This is a genomic window from Pseudomonas sp. B21-054 (assembly GCF_026016345.1).
Taxonomy (GTDB): domain Bacteria; phylum Pseudomonadota; class Gammaproteobacteria; order Pseudomonadales; family Pseudomonadaceae; genus Aquipseudomonas.
In genome coordinates, this window is record NZ_CP087204.1 from 6,504,583 (window position 1) to 6,524,068 (window position 19,486).

Sequence of the window (19,486 nt, forward strand, 5' to 3'; positions counted from 1 at the left end):
CCCGGCGCATCAGACGGCAAAGAGCAGGAATTCCCGCTCCCACGAACTGATGACGCGCTTGAAGTTTTCATGCTCGGCCCGCTTGACCGCGACGTAGCCCGTGATGAATTTCTTGCCCAGGTATTTCTCGATGGTGGCGCTGTTTTCCATGCGCTCGAGGGCATCTTCGATGGTCAACGGCAGGCGCAGGTTGCGGCGCTCATAGCCTCGGCCCACGACAGGGGCGCTCGGGTTGATGCCTTCGACCATGCCGATGTAGCCGCACAACAGGCTGGCGGCAATCGCCAGGTACGGGTTGGCGTCGGCGCCCGGCAGGCGGTTTTCCACCCGGCGGTTCTGCGGTCCGGCATCCGGAACCCGCAGGCCCACGGTGCGGTTCTCTTCGCCCCACTCCACGTTCACCGGCGCCGAGGTGTCGGGCAGGAAGCGGCGGAACGAGTTGACGTTGGGAGCGAACAGCGGCAACAGCTCGGGGATGAATTTCTGCAAACCGCCGATATGGTGCAGGAACAGCTCGCTCATGGTCCCGTCTTCGTTGGAGAAGACGTTCTTGCCGGTTTCTTTGTCGATGATGCTCTGGTGCAGGTGCATGGCGCTGCCGGGCTCGCCGGTCATGGGCTTGGCCATGAAGGTGGCGGCCACGTTGTGCTTGAGCGCCGCCTCGCGCATGGTGCGCTTGAACACCAGGATCTGGTCGGCCAGGGACAAGGCGTCGCCGTGACGGAAGTTGATTTCCATCTGCGCCGTGCCGTCCTCGTGGATCAAGGTATCGAGGTCCAGTTCCTGCAATTCGCACCAGTCATAGACGTCTTCGAACAGCGGGTCGAATTCGTTGGCCGCTTCGATCGAGAAAGACTGGCGACCGGTTTCCGGGCGGCCGGAGCGACCAATGGGCGGTTGCAGCGGGAAATCGGGGTCGTCGCTGCGTTTGGTCAGGTAGAACTCCATTTCCGGCGCGACGATCGGCTGCCAGCCCTTGTCGGCGTAGAGCTTGAGCACCTTCTTGAGCACGTTGCGCGGCGACAGCTCGATGGGGTTGCCCTGCTTGTCGTAGGCGTCGTGGATAACCTGAGCCGTGGGCTCGATGGCCCAGGGCACAAGGAACACGGCGTTTTCGTCCGGGCGGCAGATCATGTCGATGTCGGCCGGATCGAGCAGTTCGTAATAGATGTCGTCTTCGACGTAATCGCCCGTAACGGTCTGGAGCAGAACGCTCTCGGGCAGCCGCATGCCTTTTTCGGCAATGAACTTGTTGGTCGGCGAGATCTTGCCCCGGGTAATGCCGGTCAGGTCGCCAATCATGCATTCGACTTCTGTGATCTTATGGTCTTTCAACCAATCGGTGAGCTGGTCGAGGTTGTTACTCATAAATGCCTCTAGGCGTGAGTTTCCTGGCTGCTATTAGTAGTCAGGCGTTAGTTGACGCATCGGCGTCGCGTTGTGTTGCCCTTGCTCGGCAGGCATCGCCAAATGCCTGGAAAATCGCAAGGTAGTACGGATTCGAGCTTACCTCCCATTCAGGGTGCCACTGCACACCTAAAGCAAAAGCCTTGCCTTGTATCACCGAGACCGCCTCGATCAGGCCGTCCGGTGCCAGTGCTTCGGCCCGCAGGCCGGGCGCCAGGCGCTCGATACCCTGGCCGTGGATCGAGTTGACGTCAATCACCGGCGGCAAGCCCAGGCTCGCGAGGACGCCGCCCGGCTGGATATGCATGGGGTGAGCCGGGCCGTACTGAATGTCCACTGATTGTGTGTCGTCTTCACGATGGTCGATGAAGGTTCCGACTTCATGAACTTTTTGGTGAAGGCTGCCGCCAAAGGCTACGTTCATTTCCTGGAACCCCCGGCAGATGCCCAGCACCGGCACGCCCGCCTCGACAGCGGCGCGGATCAGCGGCAGGGTGGTGGCGTCCCGTGCAGGATCATGGGCAGTGCCCGGCGCGCTGGCGGGGCCCTGGTAGTGAAAAGGTTCTACATTAGAAGGAGAGCCGGTAAAGAGAATGCCGTCCAGGGCGTCCAGAATATCGGACGGCGAGAACAGATCCGCCAGGGACGGGATCATCATTGGCAAGCCCTTGGCGGCTGTTGCGACAGCCCGGGAATATTTATCGCCACTGATGTGATAAGCATGCAGACCGATCTGCTTGGAGCAGGTGGTGACGCCGATTAACGGCAGGCGAGACATGAAGCACCCCGGTATTATTGCTGTTATGGGTTTTAATCGAGCTTAGCCTTGTTCATTTTTTTACACAACACCCCCGTAAAAAATACAACACGGCCCGCTCAAGCCTGCGGGCGCCAAGCCCGCCAAAGGGGAAAAAACGCCCTAAATTGCCTCAAAAAAGCCCTGCAGGTGCTTTTTTAGGGCAAAAAAGGCCCTGCTTGACTTCGGCATGCCGTTCGGGTTGACTGGCTTTCGAAGAGTTCAATGATTGATATTTTTAACAACAAAGGTGTTGCATCATGTCGGTACCCCCGCGTGCCGTTCAGCTTAACGAAGCGAACGCGTTCCTTAAGGAACATCCTGAGGTTCTGTACGTTGACCTTCTAATTGCGGATATGAATGGTGTGGTGCGCGGCAAGCGCATCGAACGCACCAGCCTCCACAAGGTTTACGAGAAAGGCATCAACCTGCCGGCCTCTTTATTTGCTCTGGATATCAATGGCTCGACGGTGGAAAGCACCGGCCTGGGCCTGGACATCGGCGACGCAGACCGAATCTGTTATCCAATCCCTGACACCCTGTGCAATGAACCCTGGCAGAAGCGCCCCACTGCGCAACTGTTGATGACCATGCACGAACTCGAAGGTGAACCTTTCTTCGCCGATCCTCGCGAAGTCCTACGCCAAGTCGTGACCAAGTTCGATGAACTGGGCCTGACCATCTGCGCCGCGTTCGAGCTTGAGTTCTACCTGATCGACCAGGAGAACGTGAATGGACGCCCACAACCGCCCCGCTCGCCGATCTCCGGCAAACGCCCACACTCGACCCAGGTCTACCTGATCGACGACCTCGACGAATATGTCGATTGCCTCCAGGACATTCTGGAAGGGGCCAAGGAGCAAGGCATTCCCGCCGATGCCATCGTCAAGGAAAGTGCCCCGGCGCAGTTCGAAGTGAACCTGCACCACGTGGCCGACCCGATCAAGGCCTGCGACTACGCGGTACTGCTCAAGCGCCTGATCAAGAACATCGCCTACGACCATGAAATGGACACCACCTTCATGGCCAAGCCGTATCCGGGCCAGGCGGGCAATGGGTTGCACGTCCACATTTCGATTCTGGATAAAGAAGGCAAGAATATCTTTGCCAGCGAGGATCCCGAGCAGAACGCCGCACTGCGTCACGCGATCGGCGGTGTGCTCGAGACCCTACCGGCGCAGATGGCTTTCCTCTGCCCGAACGTCAACTCCTACCGTCGTTTCGGCGCTCAGTTCTACGTGCCGAACTCGCCGACCTGGGGCCTGGACAACCGCACCGTGGCCCTGCGCGTGCCCACCGGCTCCGCCGATGCCGTACGCCTGGAACACCGTGTGGCCGGCGCCGACGCCAACCCGTACCTGCTGATGGCAGCAGTGCTGGCGGGCGTGCACCATGGCCTGGTCAACAAGATCGAGCCCGGTGCGCCGGTGGAAGGCAACAGCTACGAGCAGAACGAGCAAAGCCTGCCGAACAACTTGCGCGATGCCCTGCGTGAATTGGACGACAGCGAAGTCATGGCCAAGTACATCGATCCGAAATACATCGATATCTTCGTGGCCTGCAAGGAAAGTGAGCTGGAGGAGTTCGAACACTCCATCTCCGACCTTGAGTACAACTGGTACCTGCATACCGTGTAAGCGGTTGCTGTAAAGAAAAACGCCGCGGCCCTAAAGGGCTGCGGCGTTTTTTATGGGCGCTCACTGACCATTGTGGCGAGGGGATTTATCCCCGCTGGGCTGCGTAGCAGCCCCAACCCGACCAAATGGAGTCCTGCCTGACACAACGAGGCGGCTGGTTTCAGGGGCGCTACGCACCCCAGCGGGGATAAATCCCCTCGCCACAGGAAATCCTCACCACAAGACCTGGCTATGGACCATCCGCCCGCTCTGCGTACAATGCCCGCCAGCCCCGCAGGAGACATCCATGACGCGCATCGCCACCCCTCGCAAACCCCGCGCACGCAGCCAGGCCCGGATCGACACCATTCTCGATGCCGCCCGTACGCTGCTTGCGGCCGAAGGCGTGGCCAGCCTGTCGATCTACAGTGTCGCCGAGCGCGCCGGGATCCCGCCCTCCTCCGTGTACCACTTCTTCGCCAGCGTCCCGGCCCTGCTCGAAGCCCTGACCGCCGACGTCCACGCCGCCTTTCGCGCTGGCCTGCAAGCACCGATCGATCATGCAGCGCTGAACCATTGGCACGACCTGTCACGGCTGGTGGAACAGCGCATGCTCGCCGTCTACAACCAGGATGCCGCCGCTCGCCAACTGATCCTGGCCCAGCACGGCCTGACCGAAGTCACCCAGGCCGACCGCCAACACGACCTCGAGCTGAGTGACTTGATGCACAAGGTGTTCGACCACCATTTCGCCCTGCCGCCCCTGCCTGGCGACGTCGATGTGTTCGCCCTGGCCATGGAACTGGGTGACCGCGTCTACGCCCGCTCGATACAGCAGCACGGCCAGATCACCCCACGCATGGCCGAAGAAGGCATGCGGGTGTTCGATGCCTACCTGGGATTGTACCTGCCGCCGTATTTGCCCAAGCGTGAAGTCGTCTGATGGGCTGATCAGCTCTTCATGCGATAGGCTCCCATGGCGGCAATGGCCAACTCCAACTCGACGCCTCCCAGCAGGCTTGCGTAGTGCTCGCCGAGCTCGGCCTCCCAACTGATCACTTCATCCAAAGCATCGGCCGCCTGCTCAAGCGTCAAGGCAAAGTGTGCGCAGTGACTCAGCAGGTTTTCTCGCGTGATCATTCGCCCATGCCTGCCGACCGCCATTGAGAGATTAGGCGGTGACGACCCGTCGAGGCCCGGCACTACGTCATACATCGGCGCCAGTCGCCAGCGCCCTTTGAGCCAGAGGATGGCGTGATTTTTGGGATGATCATCGTCATTACCCACCAAAGCGTTAAAACACATGCGCTTGAACAGTTCATGCAGGTCTTCGTCCGGAACCCCGCGTCGCTTCATCTCGTTGGCGATCCCGGCATATACCCAGGCGCTGTGATCATTGGAACGCCAATCGGCATCCAGCAATGTCAGCGCGCTCAGCATCGGTATGCGACGAGCGGCCTCGGCCAACGGAAACCGATCGAAACGTTTCACCAGCAGTGTCGATGGCGTGCCGACATATAGCGCAGTTTTCGCAACGTTCAGCCCTTTGAGCGCCGCAAATGTCATGCACGCATGCTCCAATGCCGGAATATCGCAACTGTCGTAGCGGTCACGCGGCTTGGCGAGAATCAACACGCCTTCATCCTGCAACGTCCGCTTGGGTCTGGCCCCACCAAGGGAGGACCGCTGCCTGCGCAACTTGAGGGTTCTGATCGCCTCATCATCGAGTTGGTTATCGAAAATGGCTTCAGTGGCTTCAATAAATGCAGCCAGACCTTTCAGGGAAGGCAGTGCTTCCTGGCCGATGCCTGGGGGCGGATGCCGGGTCGCTCCCGCCATCAGGTTACCGGCGCGATCATTGTTAGGTGATTTGAGCAAGTAATCGACAGCGCTCAGATCCGTACGATGAAGATCTTGCAGAACCCGCTCGCCCCAACCATCGGGCATTGCGTCGTGGATGAAGCCGGGCACTCCACGATTAGTGGTGATACCCGTAAAAGGTTGCGCACGCAACGGATAGCGGATGGGATCAGGCACCCATTTGTGGCTGGCCACATAATCGGGATCATAAACAAACTCACCTCGACCGTTGTCGATGCTCAATCGGCCTAATGTGAGAATTTCTGTACTTTCGGGGTCTTCCATATAGATGTAGGCGCGTGACATCAGAAATCCCCTTTGGCGCTGGCCAATCGCACACGAGCGTTTCGTGATGCTTGAGCCGAAGCGAGGGACGACACTTCAATCTGTTGGCGGCTCTGGAAAACTTCTTGGGTCAGCCCTAGTTGCCATAGAACCAGCATGAACGAACGCAGTTCCACGGAAGGGTCCCCAGCCTCGATCTTGCGCACGGTTCTTTCGGAAATGGCCAGCGAGGCCGCCAGATCCTTTTGTCGTTGCCGATTTTGCAGGCGCCGATTTTTGACGAGAGAGCCAATCGCCAGGAGACTGTCGGCGCATTCGATAGGAAAAAACTCGTTCATAAGAGGCGTTCTGAGGCTGCTAAGGCTTAGATAAAACGCACTATAGCACCCCTTAAATATGAAACCTCAATAAATAAATCGCACATAAGCAGCACTATAAAGCGCCTTAAATTAAATAAAGCGCATTTAAATACCGCTTAACAACCAAAAAAAGCCCCGAAAGGCTTACGCCGTCCGGGGCTGTGGGTGAACCATCGCTCACAACTTGGCGATAGACACTTCGGTGGATTTCACGAAGGCGATCACTTCGCTGCCAATGGCCAGCTCCAGCTCCTTCACCGAGCGGGTGGTGATGACCGAGGTGACGATGCCGGAGGCGGTTTGCACGTCGATTTCCGACAGCACGTCGCCTTCGACGATTTCCTTGATGGTGCCTTTGAACTGGTTACGTACGTTGATGGCTTTGATAGTCATGGTGTTGATTCCTGTCTGGATGAAATTATTGAGCCCAGCGCAATTGCGTAGGCAAGGGTGAAACGGGTTCGGGTTCCGGCGGTTGGCCGGGCAAGGACAGCACGCGGTTGAGGACTTCGGTTTCCAGGGTCGCCAGGCGATGAGAGCCGCGAATCCGTGGACGTGGCAGGTCGATGGACAGGTCGAGGCCGATCTGGCCGTCCTCGATCAGGATTACCCTATCGGCGATCGCCACGGCTTCGCTGACGTCATGGGTTACCAGCAGCACGGTAAAACCGTGTTGCTGCCATAGGCGTTCGATCAATTGCTGCATCTCGATGCGGGTCAGGGCGTCCAGCGCTCCCAAGGGCTCGTCGAGCAACAGCAGGCGCGGTTGATGGATCAAGGCACGAGCCAGGGCCACCCGTTGTTTCTGTCCGCCGGACAGCGCCGCCGGCCACTCATGGGCACGCTCGGCCAGGCCCACCGCTTCCAGTGCCTGCAACGCTTGCGGCCGCCAGTTGCCCTTGAGGCCGAGGCCGACGTTGTCGATGTTTTTTTTCCAGGGCAGCAAACGTGCTTCCTGGAACATCAGCCGCGTGTCTTCCCGTGCATCGCTCAATGACGCCGAGCCGGCCAACAGCTGGCCGCCGGTGGGCTGGTCGAGGCCAGCCAACAAGCGCAGCAAAGTACTTTTGCCGCAGCCGCTGCGACCGACCACGGCCACGAACTGCCCGGCCGGGATATGCAGGTCGATCTCCCGCAGCACCTGGCGCGAGCCGAAGGTCTTTTGCAGCTTGCGCACCGCCAGCGGAATGCCTCGCAGCAGGCGCGGAGGTTGTTGGGCGGTCATGCGGCACCTCCCTTGTTCACTTGATACGCCGGATGCCAGCGCAGCCACACCCGCTCAAGTCCACGGGCGGCAAGATCGGCCAATTTGCCCAGTACGGCATAGAGAAGAATCGCCAGCACCACCACATCGGTCTGCAAAAACTCCCGGGCATTCATTGCCAGGTAACCGATGCCGGAGCTGGCGGAAATGGTTTCCGCGACGATCAGCGTCAGCCACATGAAGCCCAGGGCAAAGCGCACGCCCACCAGGATCGAAGGCAAGGCGCCCGGCAGGATCACTTGGCGAAACAGGCTGAAACCGGACAAGCCGTAGCTGCGGGACATTTCCACCAGTGCCGGGTCGACGTTGCGGATCCCGTGGTAGGTGTTGAGGTAGATCGGGAACAACGTGCCCAGCGCCACCAGGAAAATCTTCGCCGACTCGTCGATGCCGAACCACAGGATCACCAGCGGAATCAACGCCAGGTGCGGGACGTTGCGGACCATTTGCACCGAACTGTCCAGCAGGCGCTCACCCCATTTCGACAGGCCGGTGATAAAGCCCAAGGCCAGGCCGATGCCGCCGCCGATCAGAAAGCCGACCGCTGCCCGCCAGCCGCTGATGGCCAGGTGCGTCCAGATCTCGCCGCTGCGCACCAGGCTCACCCCGGCTTCGATCACCGCCACGGGCGCCGGCAGGATCCGCGTGGATAACCAGCCCGCCGACACCGACAGTTGCCAGACCGCCAGCAACAGCAGCGGCACCGCCCAGGGCGCGAGGTTGTGGATGATTTTCTTCATGGCCGCCTCAGCTCTGGGACGCGGCTTTGGGCAGGATGTCGTTGGCGACCATTTCACCGAACGGGCTCACATAACCCTGGCTTTTCGGCAGTTCCGGGCGCTCCACGTCCAGGTGCGGAAACAGCAGCTCCGCCACACGGTAAGACTCTTCCAGGTGTGGATAACCGGAGAAGATAAAAGTGTCGATCCCCAGTTCAGCGTATTCCTTGACCCGCGCCGCCACGGTCGGCCCATCGCCCACCAGCGCCGTACCGGCACCACCACGAACCAGGCCGACACCGGCCCAAAGGTTGGGGCTGACTTCCAGCTTGTCACGACTGCCGCCGTGCAAGGCGGCCATGCGCTGCTGGCCCACCGAATCGAAGCGGGCCAGGGAGGCCTGGGCCCGGGCAATGGTTTCGTCGTCCAGATGGGAGATCAGCCGGTTGGCCGCTTGCCAGGCTTCGGCGTTGGTTTCACGCACGATCACATGCAGGCGGATGCCGAAGCGCACGGTACGCCCGAGCTTCGCCGCCTTGGCCCGCACCTGGGCGATTTTTTCCGCAACGGCCGCGGGCGGCTCGCCCCAGGTCAATACCATTTCCACCTGTTCGGCCGCCAAGTCCTGGGCAGCTTCCGACGAGCCGCCGAAATACAGCGGCGGACGCGGTTGCTGGATCGGCGGATAGAGCAGTTTGGCGCCCTTCACACTGATGTGTTCACCGTCGTAATCCACGGTTTCGCCTTCCAACACCCGGCGCCAGATGCGGGTGAATTCCACCGATGCCTGATAGCGTTGCTCGTGGTCGAGAAACAGGCCATCGCCGGCCAGTTCATCCGGGTCACCGCCGGTCACCAGGTTGAACAACGCCCGCCCGCCGGACAACCGGTCGAGAGTCGCGGCCTGACGCGCCGCCACCGTCGGGGAAATGATCCCGGGGCGCAGAGCGACGAGAAACTTCAGGCGCTGGGTCACGGGAATCAACGAAGCGGCCACCAGCCAGGAGTCCTCGCAAGAACGCCCGGTGGGGATCAGCACGCCACCAAAACCCAGTCGATCCGCCGCCTGGGCGATCTGCTGCAAGTAGCCGTGGTCGACGGCGCGGGCGCCTTCGGCGGTGCCAAGGTAATGGCCGTCACCGTGGGTGGGCAGGAACCAGAAAATATTGAGGCTCATGGAGTGGTCTCCTAAGGAATCGAATTACTGCGCGGTCGCAACGGCCGCCGGCGGTGTCCATATCACGTCCTTGATGCTCAAGGGCTTGGGAATCAATTTGAGCTGGTAGAAGCTGTCGGCGATTTTCTGCTGCGCCGCCACCACTTCCGGCGTGAGGAACAACGCCCCGTAGCCTTGGCGTTTCACCGACGTCAGGGTGATGTCGGCGGGCAAGCCGAGCAGCGGCGAGACCTGTTTGGTCACGTCGTCAGGGTTGGCCTTGGACCACTCGCCCACCGCGCGCACTTCCTCCACCAGCGTCGTGATGACCTGGGGATTTTTTTGCGCATAGGGTTTGGTCGCGAGGTAGAACTGGTGGTTGTCGACGATGCCCTTGCCGTCACGCAGGGTGCGCGCCTGCAATTGCTGTTCGGCGGCAGCCTGGTACGGATCCCAGATCACCCAGGCATCGACACTGCCACGCTCGAACGCGGCGCGGGCGTCGGCCGGCGGCAGGAAAACCGTCTGGATATCGGAGTATTTCAGGCCGGCATCTTCCAGCGCTCGCACCAGTAGGTAGTGAACGTTGGAGCCTTTGTTCAGCACGACTTTCTTGCCTTTGAGGTCTTGCACCGACTGGATGGGCGAACCCTTGGGCACCAGGATGGCCTCGCTGGCGGGCGCTGGCGGTTCGTAGGCAACGTAGAGCAGATCGGCACCCGCCGCCTGGGCGAACACCGGCGGGGTTTCACCGGTCACACCGAAGTCGATGGAACCGACGTTCAGGCCTTCAAGCAGTTGCGGGCCACCGGGGAATTCGGTCCATTGCACGTCCACGCCTTGGGCAGCCAGGCGTTTTTCCAGGGTGCCCTTGGCCTTGAGCAGCACCAGGGTGCCGTATTTCTGATAACCGATCCGCAAGGTTTCGGCTTGAGCCTGGGTAACGACGCCGAAGGACACAGCCGCAGCAAACAGAGCGACCAGCCCGCGACGCAAAATGACAGTGCGCATGGCGCCTCTCCTTTTTGCTGTGGGGTTTTGGCTGCACCTGCTTGGCCGTTGGCGGCTGAGTAAGGTGAGTTGAATCAGGGATTAGCGGGTTCAAATGCTCCAGCGAGCACTCAACAAACGTTCGTTCAACAGGCCAGGATCCAATGGCCTTGGGCGACGAGCCATGGCGCTGAAAAACTGCTCCAGGGCTTCGTCCAGGCGTTGTTGCAGGGCCGGCGCCAATTGCGCTTGGGCGTTGCCTTCGCCGTAAGCGATCTGACTGTCCTCGGCAAAAATACCGTGGAGCATTTCCTGGGCCTTGAGCGCCGACAGCACCGGCTTGAGGGCGTAATCCACCGCCAGCATGTGGGCGATGCTGCCGCCGGTGGCCATGGGCAGTACCACCTTGTGGGCCAAGGCGCGTTCGGGCAGCAAATCCAGCACGGTCTTCAGCGCACCGGAAAAAGACGCCTTGTAGACCGGTGTGGCGATCAGCAGGCCGTCGGCATTTTCGATCTGCTGGAGCAGGTCGACCACCTTCGGGCTGTCGAAGCGAGCATGGAGCAGATCCTCGGCCGGGAAATCGCGCACCTGATAGCTCACCACTTCCACACCTTGCTGCTGCAACCAGCGCTGCGAGCGCTCCAGTAGCACTCCGGAACGGGAGCGTTGGCTGGGACTGCCACCGAGTGAGACGACCAACATGCCAAGCATTCCTTAATGTCACGTGCGATTCGCGGTGGGCGATCTCGCTGTATGGGGCCAACCATAACAGGGGATTTATATATCTTTAAATCATATTTATTCATTTACTTATACGATACAGAGATATGTGATTGGCTTTTCCAAGGCAAAAAAAAGGCCGTCGGAACGGCCAAAACCCTTGGTGCACAGAAAGCCCAACCTGTGGGAGCGAGCTTGCTCGCGATAGCGGTGTATCCGTCGACATCGACGCTGGCAGATCCGACGCTATCGCGAGCTAGCTCGCTCCCACAGGTTCAGGTGTTGTGTCAGCGGTTGGGCTGCGGGGTGAGGCGCAGGTAGGGCTTCACGGCGCGATAGCCTTTGGGGAAGCGCTGTTTGAGTTCCTCTTCATCCTTGAGCGACGGCACGATCACCACTTCATCACCGTCCTGCCAGTTGGCCGGGGTGGCAACTTTGTAGTTATCGGTCAATTGCAAGGAATCGATCACCCGCAGGATTTCGTTGAAATTGCGCCCGGTGCTGGCCGGGTACGTGATGGTCAGGCGAACCTTCTTGTTCGGGTCAATCACGAACAACGAGCGCACAGTCAAGGTGTCGCTGGCGTTAGGGTGGATCAGGTCGTACAGATCAGAAACCTTGCGGTCGGCGTCGGCCAGGATCGGGAAATTGACGACGGTGCCCTGGGTCTCGTTGATGTCCTCGATCCATTTGTGGTGCGAATCCACCGGGTCCACCGAAAGCGCAATGGCCTTGACCCCGCGCTTGGCGAACTCATCCTTGAGCTTGGCGGTGAACCCCAGTTCGGTAGTGCACACCGGAGTGAAGTCCGCCGGGTGGGAAAACAACACGCCCCAGCTGTCACCGAGCCATTCGTGGAAGCGGATCTTGCCCGCGCTGGAATCCTGTTCGAAGTCGGGGGCGATGTCGCCGAGTCTGAGGCTCATGGTGCAGCTCCTGGATGGGGTTGTTGTGAGCCCAACTTTGCACCGGTTTCGGCTGTTTTAAAAAGAATAAATATCCATTTATCTATATCTTTAACGAATATAAAAAACTGTTCACTGGCGCCATTTCGCATACCGGCCCAAGATCGTCAGCGAGGTTCGAGAAGGCCTCGAGTTGCTGAAAGAGGAGGAGTTTCGGGGAGGGCTACAGGGGTGGGCCTGACTCGAAAACGCAAAAGCCCCGCCCGGCGTGTTGCCGGGCGGGGCTTTTTTTCGTCACGCGAGCGCGTTGCTTACAGCAGCGGCAGCGAGTAGCTGACGATCAGGCGGTTTTCATCCTGGTCGCGCTGACCTGGGATGTCGTTGCGCCAGGTGGCGTTTTTCCACATCACGCCAACGTTCTTCAGCGGACCTTCCGGTACGACGTAGCCGACGGTGATGTCACGTTCCCATTCCGAGCGGCCAGTAGCCGACAGGTTGGTCTGGGCCACGCCTACACGGCCGGTGGTGTCGACATTGTCGCCACGCAGATAGATGACACCGGCGGTCAGGCCAGGCACGCCCAGCTTGGCGAAGTCATACGAGTAGCGAGCCTGCCAAGTACGTTCACCGGCACGGGCGAACTTGGCGATCTGCATGTCGGTGGTCAGGTACGCCGAAGAACCGTCACCCTGATTCAGCCAAGGGAAATCGCTGTCGCCGTTACTGACCTGATAGCCACCACCGAAGGTGTGACCGGCCACAGTGTAGAGGAACAGGCCGCTATAGAGGTCGTTGTCGACTTTACCGCGGGTGATGCCAGTACCGTAGTCACCTGTGGTGTAGTACGCCGAATCGTGACCATTGGCGCCATCATTGGTGCTGTGGAAGTAACGCAGGTCGGACTTCAGAACACCAGGACCGATGGCCCAGCTATGGACCAGACCCAGGAAGTGCTGCTTGTAGAAGTCTTCCAGGTTACCGTAGTAGTACTGGGCAGTCAGGTCCTTGGTGATCTTATAGTCACCACCACCGTAGATGAACTTGTTGCTGTCACGACCGGCAGAGGTGTGAGCGTTGGCACCAGCGATCGACAACTCCTCGTTGTTGCTGGAGTTACGGCCCTTGGCGTGCTCGATCTGGCCACCTACCAGTGTCAGGTCCTTGATCTCACCCGAGGTGATCTGGCCGCCCTGGAAAGTTTGTGGCAACAGACGACCATCGTTGGTCACGATTACAGGCAGTTTTGGCTGCAGGGTGCCCAATTTCAGTTCGGTCTGGGAAATCTTGGCCTTGGCGGTCAAGCCCAGGCTGGAGAAGTTATCCACTGCCTTGCCGTTGGATTCGCTTGGGAAAACCGTGCCACCGTAGGAAGTCGAAGTGGCGCCGTTGGTACCACCACCCGAATCCAGCTTGATACCCAGCAAGCCAATGGCATCGATACCGAAACCAACGGTGCCCTGGGTGTAGCCGGAAGTGAAGCGCAGATCAAAACCCTGGCCCCATTCTTCGGTCTTGCCTTGTACGCCGTTAGCCTTGTTACGAGGCGCATTGGTGTCGGAATCACGGTTATCCGTATTGATGTAGAAGTTACGCAGACCCAAGGTAGCCTTGCTGTCTTCAATAAAACCGGCGGCGCCTGCTTGCTGCGCCAAAACCCCAACGGCCACGGCCAGTGCCAAGGTGGACTTGTTCATGCTTCGCTCCTCTCGTTTTCTAATTCTTGTGTTCTTTGGTTCCTGGATCGATCGTCCGGAATCCGCAGATGCGCGATTAGCGCCAGACCGTGACTGACAAGTCAATCGTAACCATTTGTGACTACGACCAAGGTCTAACTCCGCTACATCGGCCCGCAGGATAATGGATTCTCTATAAATCCAAAAAGAATTGTTTCATTAGTTTTCAGCTCATTTTGACATATGGTTGCCATCAAAGCGTCATCAAGCCGTGACAAGGCTTATCGGCGATGTCGAGGATTACTGAATGGTATTTTGTCGGGCTTTGCGAGGTCCGCTCATCCTGCGGCGAAATAGGCTCCGGCGCCTCCAATGGCTTCGATCCTGATCACGACGGCTCGCGCATGCCGCGATCTTGAGCGTTCCAGACTAGCTACTCATTGTCTGAAATCAAGAAGGTCGCGGTCCATGCAAAGGTTCAGGCCGGGCTCTACAGGGCTTTTTCGAAGATCTTCGAATTACGCTGATAGTTGTAGAGCGACGCCCGCGCTGCCGGCAGACGGTCGACGCTGCTGGGCTCGAAACCGCGTTCGCGGAACCAGTGGGCAGTCCGAGTCGTCAGTACGAACAGCGTCTTGAGCCCTTGGGCGCGGGCCCGGGTTTCGATCCGCTCCAGCAGTTCGTCGCCGCGCCCGCCGTGGCGGTATTCCGGATTCACCGCCAGGCAGGCCAGCTCGCCGGCATCCGAATCGGCGATCTGGTACAGCGCCGCGCAGGCGATGATCATGCCCTCGCGCTCGACCACGCTGAACTGTTCGATCTCGCGTTCCAGCACTTCGCGGGAGCGACGCACCAGAATTCCCTGCTCTTCCAGCGGGCTGATCAGGTCGAGCAAACCGCCGACGTCTTCGATGGCCGCTTCGCGTACGACTTCGAATTGTTCCTGGGCCACCAGCGTACCGCTGCCATCGCGGGTGAACAGCTCGGCCAACAGCGCACCGTTTTCGACGTAACTGACGATATGGCTGCGGGCCACACCGCCACGACAGGCCTGGGCCGCCGCATCCAGCAGCTCAGCCTGATAGTCGTTGCCCAGGCGCTGTATATGGGCCGGCACCTGTTGCGGGCGCAACTCGCGCACCAGCCTGCCGTCTTCGCCGATCAACCCTTGCTCGCTGCCGAACAGCAGCAGCTTGTCGGCGGCCAGGTCGATGGCCGCCCGGGTGGCGACGTCTTCGCAGGCGAGGTTGAAAATCTCCCCGGTGGGCGAATAACCCAATGGCGACAGCAGCACGATGGAACGCTCATCCAGCAGCCGATTGATGCCTTTGCGATCGACCCGGCGGACTTCGCCGGTGTGGTGATAATCCACGCCTTCCAGCACGCCAATGGGCCGCGCGGTGACGAGGTTGCCACTGGCGACGCGCAGCCGCGAACCCTGCATCGGAGAGGACGCCATGTCCATGGACAGGCGGGCCTCGATGGCGATGCGCAACTGGCCGACCGCATCGATCACGCACTCGAGGGTCGCGGCATCGGTGATGCGCATACCGTGGTGGTAATGCGGCGTCAGGCCCCGCGCGGCGAGGCGTGTTTCGATCTGCGGGCGCGAGCCATGGACCAGCACCAGGCGCACGCCAAGGCTGTGCAAGAGCACCAGGTCATGGACGATGTTGCCGAAGTTAGGATGCTCCACCCCGTCGCCGGGCAGCATGACGATAAAGGTGCAGTCGCGGTGGGCGTTGATGTAGGGCGAAGCGTGACGAAGCCAATTGACGTATTCGGGCATGAACCTGGACCTGTAATAAATAACAGCCGAAATAAAGACGACACAGAACGCACAGCAGGCTGGTGGTTATCGTCGGAACAGGCTTGGCGACACGCGCGCTCTCCTCATGAATACGGGCCCGGACGGGGGCAATTTAACCGGCCGTGGCCGGCGTCAGGCAGTAATGCCCGATCAACTGCCGCAGTAATTGCACGGTAGGTTGCAAACGTGACATTTCAAGGTACTCGCCCGGTTGGTGGGCGCAGGCGATATCGCCAGGACCGAGTACCAGGGTTTCGCAGCCAAGGCGCTGAAGATAAGGCGCTTCGGTGCCGAACGCCACTGCTTCGGCACGATGCCCCGTGAGTCGCTCGGCCACGCGCACCAGTTCACAGTCCTCGGCCTGCTCGAACGGCGGCACCTCGGGGAACAGCGGCGCATAGTCAATCTTGACCTTGTGCCGCTCGGCGATGGGGTTGAGCTTTTGCTGGATCGCCGCCCGCAGCACTTGCGGGTCCATGCCCGGCAGGGGGCGCAGGTCGAATTCCATGGAGCACTGGCCGCAGATCCGATTGGGATTGTCACCACCGTGGATGCAGCCGAAGTTCAGGGTCGGTTGTGGCACGGTGAACTGCGGGTTGCGGAATTCACGCTGCCATTGCAGGCGCAGGCCGCGCAGTTCGCCCATGGCATCGTGCATGGCTTCGAGGGCGCTGTGGCCCAGGCTCGGATCAGAGGAATGGCCGCTGCGCCCGAGAATATCAATGCGCTCCATCATCACGCCTTTATGCAGGCGAATCGGCCTGAGGCCGGTCGGCTCGCCAATGACGGCGGCGCGCCCCAATGGCCGTCCGGCATCGGCCAGGGCCCGGGCGCCGGCCATGGAGCTCTCTTCGTCGCAAGTGGCGAGGATCAGCAGCGGCTGCTTGAACGGCTGGTCCAGCAAGGGCTTGACCGCTTCGATGGCCAAGGCGAAAAAACCTTTCATGTCGCAACTGCCCAGGCCCACCCAGCGGCCATCAACCTCGGTGAGTTTCAGCGGATCGGTCTGCCACAACGCACCGTCGAACGGCACCGTGTCGCTGTGCCCGGCCAACACCAGGCCACCGGGACCGCTGCCGAAACTGGCCAGCAGGTTGAATTTTCCGGGGCTGACCTGCTGGATATCGCAGGAGAACCCAAGGTCGCCGAGCCAACCCGCCAGCAGTTCGATCACGGCACTGTTGGATTGGTCCAGCCCAGGCTGGGTACAGCTGACCGAAGGCGCGGCGATCAGGGCAGCGAACTGATCTTTCATGGACGGCAAAGGCATCGCTGACTCCGGGCTTACAAATTGACGTCCATCATAGAACCATCCGGCGCAAGGAATAAACCGTCGCGGCGCGTAGGATGAGCGAGTCCTGTACACTGCACGGCCTTGGCAGCCACACCTTCCCCCGGCTGCACACCCGATCCCTGGATTTTCCGGCCATGCAGAAAGAAACCGAAATCAAACTCCGCGTCAGCCGCGAGACCCTGGCAGCCCTGCGCGAGCACCCGCTGCTGAAAAAACGCAACAAAAGTGGCTGGGAACGCCATGAACTGATGAACCAGTATTTCGACACCCCAGAGCGTGACCTGGCCCGGGCCAAGGTCGCCCTGCGCCTGCGTCGCGACGGTGAAGAGGTGATCCAGACCCTCAAGACCCGCGGCCAGAGCATCGCCGGCCTGTCCGAGCGCAACGAGTACGACTGGCACCTGCCCAAAGCCAAGCTCGACCTGAAAAAACTCGACGGCGAATGCTGGCCCGAGGCATTGGCCGACCTGGACAAGAAAACCCTCAAGGCCATCTTCACCACCGATTTCGTCCGCGAACGCGCCGAAATCGCCTGGGGTCGTGGCAAGAGCAAGGTGGTGATCGAAGCCGCGCTGGACCTGGGCTATGTCGTGGTCGGCAAGCAGAAGGAAGAAATCTGCGAACTGGAGCTGGAGCTGCGTGAAGGCGAGCCCGCCGCCCTGCTGGAATTGGCCGCCGAACTGGCCGTAACCCTGCCTTTAATGCCTTGCGACATCAGCAAGGCCGAACGCGGCTATCGCCTGCACGACGCGGGCAGTTATGCCTTGAGCCTGCCGGCCCCGCAGTTGACCGCCGAAACGCCGCTGGATGACGCCTTCGCCGCGCTGAGCTGGCATTTGCTCGGCAGCAGCCAACGCCTGGCCGAACAATATCGTTTCAACGGCCACTGGCGCCTGCTGCAGGATTGGGTGGAGAACCTCGCCGAACTGCGCGCCCTGCTCAGCAGCCTCGGCCAGGCCGCACCGCGCCAATCGACCCATGACTTGCGCATCGCCCTGGACGCATTGCTGGAAGACTGGCGCCCGCTGGTCCAGGCTGGCCTGGACGACGAAGACGTGCGCAAGGCGGCGCCGGAACAGTTTCTCGAGGAACTGCAGGACCCGCGCTGGGGCCTGTTCTCCCTCAATACTTCACGCTGGCTGCTGGCCCGTAGCTGGGCCACCGAGCGCAACACCCGTGGCAACCGCCAGGGCGCAGCGCAACTGGGCAGCTGGCTGCCGCGCCTGCTGGGCGAAGAATCCTCGTCCCTGCAATTGCAGCGCTATCAGCAACAGCCGGAAGACCTGGCCGAGCAACTGCCGCGCATCGAACGCATCCAGGCCTGGCTGCACCATGCCCGCCATGTGCTGGAGATCCCGGAAATGGATCGCCTCTATGGCGAGCTGAACAAACTGACGCACCTGGCGAACGCACCGATCACCGACGAAATCCTGGATGCGCGCAAGCAGCAGGCGATTGCGGTGTATCAGAATCGGGCCTGGAAGACTTTGCTGCGCCTGTGATGCCGCCATCGCGAGCAAGCTCGCCCCCACAGGGGTTCAGCGTTGTAATCACATCTTGTGACCGCTGAAGATCAACTGTGGGAGCGAGCTTGCTCGCGATGGGGCCAGCACATCCTCCACAGAACTCAACGCACCACCGGCAAACTCGTCGTCGACTTGATCTCCGAAAGCGCCACGATTGAGTTCACTTCCTGAATCCCCGGCACCATCGACAGCTTTTCGAAAAAAAACCGCTCATAAGCCTCGATGTCCGCCGTGACAATGCGCAACAAAAAATCCACCGACCCCATCAGCACGTAACACTCCAACACTTCGGGGAAACCACGAATCGCCTCGGTGAATTCGGTGAAGTTCGACCGGCCGTGGGCGTTGAGTTTGATTTCGGCGAAGATCTGCGTATTGAGGCCGATTTTCTTGCGGTCCAGCAACGTCACCTGGCCGCGAATGATGCCCTCCTCCTTCATCCGCTGAATCCGTCGCCAGCACGGCGATTGGGACAACCCCACCTGTTCGGCGATCTGCGCGCTGGACAACGAAGCGTCCTCTTGCAGCAGCGCCAGTATCTTGCGGTCGTAGTGATCCAGTTCGCTCTGCATTGATAAACCTCAAATAGCCCGATGACGGAATCATACAATTCGCCAGACCGGCCAAAGCGTTCATCTTAGATAAGAAATACCCCGTACCGCATGTAAATATTTCTCCCGAACCCCAGGAGATCGAACATGCCCCCATTCGAAGCCGTCGCCACTGCCCCGAGCCGCGCCGACGTCTGGCACAGCGCAAATACCCATTGCCGCGCCCAGTACCATTTACTGGCCGAAGCCGAACCGGATCTGCTGTGCCGGGCGCTGAACCTGTTTGCCCTTCAAGGACTGACACCGCAACAGGTGCACGTCGAACGTCAGCATGATCTGCTGTCGATGGAGATCGTCGTGGACCGGCTAAGCTGGCACCGTGCCCAGGTCATCGCTGAAAAATTGCGTAACCTGGTCAGCGTGTGTTCGGTGAACCTGCAAGACCCTGATATTGCGCGGGTTGAGCCAGCCCAGGCGGCGGGCTGAGGGGCGCAAGGCAAGAATTCGAAACGCATTGGTCGGGTAGTGGCCCAACGATCCATATGGTCGGGA

Annotated in this window: 19 protein-coding genes; 4 read left to right on the forward strand and 15 right to left on the reverse strand. The window is 60.2% G+C overall.

The annotated features are described in order from the left end of the window. Nucleotides 1-9 precede the first annotated feature (9 nt). Both LOY70_RS28375 and LOY70_RS28380 read right to left on the reverse strand, forming a co-directional pair. A complete protein-coding gene (locus tag LOY70_RS28375) occupies nucleotides 10-1,368 on the reverse strand; it encodes a glutamine synthetase family protein (RefSeq protein WP_265031933.1) in 1,359 nt (452 codons plus the stop codon). A gap of 40 nt (nucleotides 1,369-1,408) precedes the next feature. Then, nucleotides 1,409-2,185 (reverse strand): gamma-glutamyl-gamma-aminobutyrate hydrolase family protein, encoded by a 777-nt coding sequence (locus tag LOY70_RS28380; protein WP_265031935.1) that lies wholly within the window; start codon nucleotides 2,183-2,185, stop codon nucleotides 1,409-1,411. A 278-nt stretch (nucleotides 2,186-2,463) separates the two neighbouring features. Here LOY70_RS28380 and LOY70_RS28385 point away from each other — a divergent pair, with 278 nt between their 5' ends. After that, the gene (locus LOY70_RS28385) at nucleotides 2,464-3,840 is read left to right on the forward strand and encodes a glutamine synthetase family protein (protein WP_265031936.1); all 1,377 of its coding nucleotides are present in this window, start codon (nucleotides 2,464-2,466) and stop codon (nucleotides 3,838-3,840) included. A gap of 286 nt (nucleotides 3,841-4,126) precedes the next feature. Next, nucleotides 4,127-4,762 carry a TetR/AcrR family transcriptional regulator gene (locus tag LOY70_RS28390; RefSeq protein WP_123343615.1) on the forward strand — a complete coding sequence of 212 codons (636 nt, stop codon included), beginning with the start codon at nucleotides 4,127-4,129 and terminating at the stop codon, nucleotides 4,760-4,762. An 8-nt stretch (nucleotides 4,763-4,770) separates the two neighbouring features. Here the strand turns inward: LOY70_RS28390 and LOY70_RS28395 are convergent, their stop codons facing one another. The 12 genes from LOY70_RS28395 to argE form a co-directional block, all read right to left on the reverse strand. After that, nucleotides 4,771-5,985 carry a type II toxin-antitoxin system HipA family toxin gene (locus LOY70_RS28395; protein WP_265031937.1) on the reverse strand — a complete coding sequence of 405 codons (1,215 nt, stop codon included), beginning with the start codon at nucleotides 5,983-5,985 and terminating at the stop codon, nucleotides 4,771-4,773. After that, nucleotides 5,985-6,302: a transcriptional regulator gene (locus LOY70_RS28400; protein WP_265031939.1), complete on the reverse strand. Its 318-nt coding sequence runs from the start codon at nucleotides 6,300-6,302 to the stop codon at nucleotides 5,985-5,987. Before LOY70_RS28400 ends, LOY70_RS28395 begins: the two co-directional genes overlap by 1 nt. A gap of 198 nt (nucleotides 6,303-6,500) precedes the next feature. Then, on the reverse strand, nucleotides 6,501-6,716 hold the full coding sequence (locus tag LOY70_RS28405; RefSeq protein ID WP_003177394.1) for a TOBE domain-containing protein: 216 nt from the start codon (nucleotides 6,714-6,716) through the stop codon (nucleotides 6,501-6,503). A gap of 25 nt (nucleotides 6,717-6,741) precedes the next feature. Further along, nucleotides 6,742-7,548 (reverse strand): aliphatic sulfonates ABC transporter ATP-binding protein, encoded by an 807-nt coding sequence (ssuB, locus tag LOY70_RS28410; protein ID WP_265031945.1) that lies wholly within the window; start codon nucleotides 7,546-7,548, stop codon nucleotides 6,742-6,744. Beyond that, on the reverse strand, nucleotides 7,545-8,327 hold the full coding sequence (gene ssuC, locus LOY70_RS28415) for an aliphatic sulfonate ABC transporter permease SsuC (RefSeq protein ID WP_053126375.1): 783 nt from the start codon (nucleotides 8,325-8,327) through the stop codon (nucleotides 7,545-7,547). Before ssuC ends, ssuB begins: the two co-directional genes overlap by 4 nt. A gap of 7 nt (nucleotides 8,328-8,334) precedes the next feature. Further along, on the reverse strand, nucleotides 8,335-9,483 hold the full coding sequence (gene ssuD / locus LOY70_RS28420; RefSeq protein ID WP_025216027.1) for an FMNH2-dependent alkanesulfonate monooxygenase: 1,149 nt from the start codon (nucleotides 9,481-9,483) through the stop codon (nucleotides 8,335-8,337). A 24-nt stretch (nucleotides 9,484-9,507) separates the two neighbouring features. Next, complete coding sequence (locus LOY70_RS28425) at nucleotides 9,508-10,473, reverse strand: sulfonate ABC transporter substrate-binding protein (protein WP_265031949.1); 966 nt, start codon at nucleotides 10,471-10,473, stop codon at nucleotides 9,508-9,510. A 90-nt stretch (nucleotides 10,474-10,563) separates the two neighbouring features. Then, nucleotides 10,564-11,157 (reverse strand): NADPH-dependent FMN reductase, encoded by a 594-nt coding sequence (gene ssuE / locus LOY70_RS28430; protein ID WP_265031950.1) that lies wholly within the window; start codon nucleotides 11,155-11,157, stop codon nucleotides 10,564-10,566. 305 nt (nucleotides 11,158-11,462) lie between these two features. Then, nucleotides 11,463-12,101: a peroxiredoxin gene (locus LOY70_RS28435; protein WP_025216030.1), complete on the reverse strand. Its 639-nt coding sequence runs from the start codon at nucleotides 12,099-12,101 to the stop codon at nucleotides 11,463-11,465. Nucleotides 12,102-12,391: 290 nt separating this feature from the next. Further along, entirely contained in the window at nucleotides 12,392-13,774 is a 1,383-nt protein-coding gene (locus tag LOY70_RS28440) for an OprD family porin (RefSeq protein ID WP_265031952.1), read from the reverse strand. A 469-nt stretch (nucleotides 13,775-14,243) separates the two neighbouring features. After that, complete coding sequence (gene argA / locus LOY70_RS28445; RefSeq protein ID WP_265031953.1) at nucleotides 14,244-15,542, reverse strand: amino-acid N-acetyltransferase; 1,299 nt, start codon at nucleotides 15,540-15,542, stop codon at nucleotides 14,244-14,246. 133 nt (nucleotides 15,543-15,675) lie between these two features. After that, nucleotides 15,676-16,833, reverse strand: coding sequence for an acetylornithine deacetylase (argE, locus tag LOY70_RS28450; RefSeq protein WP_025216033.1), 1,158 nt, complete (start codon nucleotides 16,831-16,833; stop codon nucleotides 15,676-15,678). A gap of 158 nt (nucleotides 16,834-16,991) precedes the next feature. Between argE and LOY70_RS28455 the strand changes: the two genes are divergently transcribed. Further along, the gene (locus LOY70_RS28455) at nucleotides 16,992-18,359 is read left to right on the forward strand and encodes an inorganic triphosphatase (RefSeq protein ID WP_265038221.1); all 1,368 of its coding nucleotides are present in this window, start codon (nucleotides 16,992-16,994) and stop codon (nucleotides 18,357-18,359) included. 125 nt (nucleotides 18,360-18,484) lie between these two features. On the opposite strand, the gene LOY70_RS28460 is transcribed toward LOY70_RS28455, so the two are convergent. Then, nucleotides 18,485-18,955: an Lrp/AsnC family transcriptional regulator gene (locus tag LOY70_RS28460; protein ID WP_025216035.1), complete on the reverse strand. Its 471-nt coding sequence runs from the start codon at nucleotides 18,953-18,955 to the stop codon at nucleotides 18,485-18,487. Nucleotides 18,956-19,081: 126 nt separating this feature from the next. On the opposite strand from LOY70_RS28460, the gene LOY70_RS28465 reads away from it, so the two are divergent. Beyond that, on the forward strand, nucleotides 19,082-19,420 hold the full coding sequence (locus tag LOY70_RS28465; protein WP_265031954.1) for a hypothetical protein: 339 nt from the start codon (nucleotides 19,082-19,084) through the stop codon (nucleotides 19,418-19,420). Nucleotides 19,421-19,486 lie beyond the last annotated feature (66 nt).

What these genes read in the sequence shown, in the direction of transcription:
- LOY70_RS28375 (WP_265031933.1), bottom strand. Translation starts at nt 1,368, where the DNA reads ATGAGTAACAACCTCGACCAGCTCACCGATTGGTTGAAAGACCATAAG.
- LOY70_RS28380 (WP_265031935.1), bottom strand. Translation starts at nt 2,185, where the DNA reads ATGTCTCGCCTGCCGTTAATCGGCGTCACCACCTGCTCCAAGCAGATC.
- LOY70_RS28385 (WP_265031936.1), top strand. Translation starts at nt 2,464, where the DNA reads ATGTCGGTACCCCCGCGTGCCGTTCAGCTTAACGAAGCGAACGCGTTC.
- LOY70_RS28390 (WP_123343615.1), top strand. Translation starts at nt 4,127, where the DNA reads ATGACGCGCATCGCCACCCCTCGCAAACCCCGCGCACGCAGCCAGGCC.
- LOY70_RS28395 (WP_265031937.1), bottom strand. Translation starts at nt 5,985, where the DNA reads ATGTCACGCGCCTACATCTATATGGAAGACCCCGAAAGTACAGAAATT.
- LOY70_RS28400 (WP_265031939.1), bottom strand. Translation starts at nt 6,302, where the DNA reads ATGAACGAGTTTTTTCCTATCGAATGCGCCGACAGTCTCCTGGCGATT.
- LOY70_RS28405 (WP_003177394.1), bottom strand. Translation starts at nt 6,716, where the DNA reads ATGACTATCAAAGCCATCAACGTACGTAACCAGTTCAAAGGCACCATC.
- ssuB (WP_265031945.1), bottom strand. Translation starts at nt 7,548, where the DNA reads ATGACCGCCCAACAACCTCCGCGCCTGCTGCGAGGCATTCCGCTGGCG.
- ssuC (WP_053126375.1), bottom strand. Translation starts at nt 8,327, where the DNA reads ATGAAGAAAATCATCCACAACCTCGCGCCCTGGGCGGTGCCGCTGCTG.
- ssuD (WP_025216027.1), bottom strand. Translation starts at nt 9,483, where the DNA reads ATGAGCCTCAATATTTTCTGGTTCCTGCCCACCCACGGTGACGGCCAT.
- LOY70_RS28425 (WP_265031949.1), bottom strand. Translation starts at nt 10,473, where the DNA reads ATGCGCACTGTCATTTTGCGTCGCGGGCTGGTCGCTCTGTTTGCTGCG.
- ssuE (WP_265031950.1), bottom strand. Translation starts at nt 11,157, where the DNA reads ATGTTGGTCGTCTCACTCGGTGGCAGTCCCAGCCAACGCTCCCGTTCC.
- LOY70_RS28435 (WP_025216030.1), bottom strand. Translation starts at nt 12,101, where the DNA reads ATGAGCCTCAGACTCGGCGACATCGCCCCCGACTTCGAACAGGATTCC.
- LOY70_RS28440 (WP_265031952.1), bottom strand. Translation starts at nt 13,774, where the DNA reads ATGAACAAGTCCACCTTGGCACTGGCCGTGGCCGTTGGGGTTTTGGCG.
- argA (WP_265031953.1), bottom strand. Translation starts at nt 15,542, where the DNA reads ATGCCCGAATACGTCAATTGGCTTCGTCACGCTTCGCCCTACATCAAC.
- argE (WP_025216033.1), bottom strand. Translation starts at nt 16,833, where the DNA reads ATGCCTTTGCCGTCCATGAAAGATCAGTTCGCTGCCCTGATCGCCGCG.
- LOY70_RS28455 (WP_265038221.1), top strand. Translation starts at nt 16,992, where the DNA reads ATGCAGAAAGAAACCGAAATCAAACTCCGCGTCAGCCGCGAGACCCTG.
- LOY70_RS28460 (WP_025216035.1), bottom strand. Translation starts at nt 18,955, where the DNA reads ATGCAGAGCGAACTGGATCACTACGACCGCAAGATACTGGCGCTGCTG.
- LOY70_RS28465 (WP_265031954.1), top strand. Translation starts at nt 19,082, where the DNA reads ATGCCCCCATTCGAAGCCGTCGCCACTGCCCCGAGCCGCGCCGACGTC.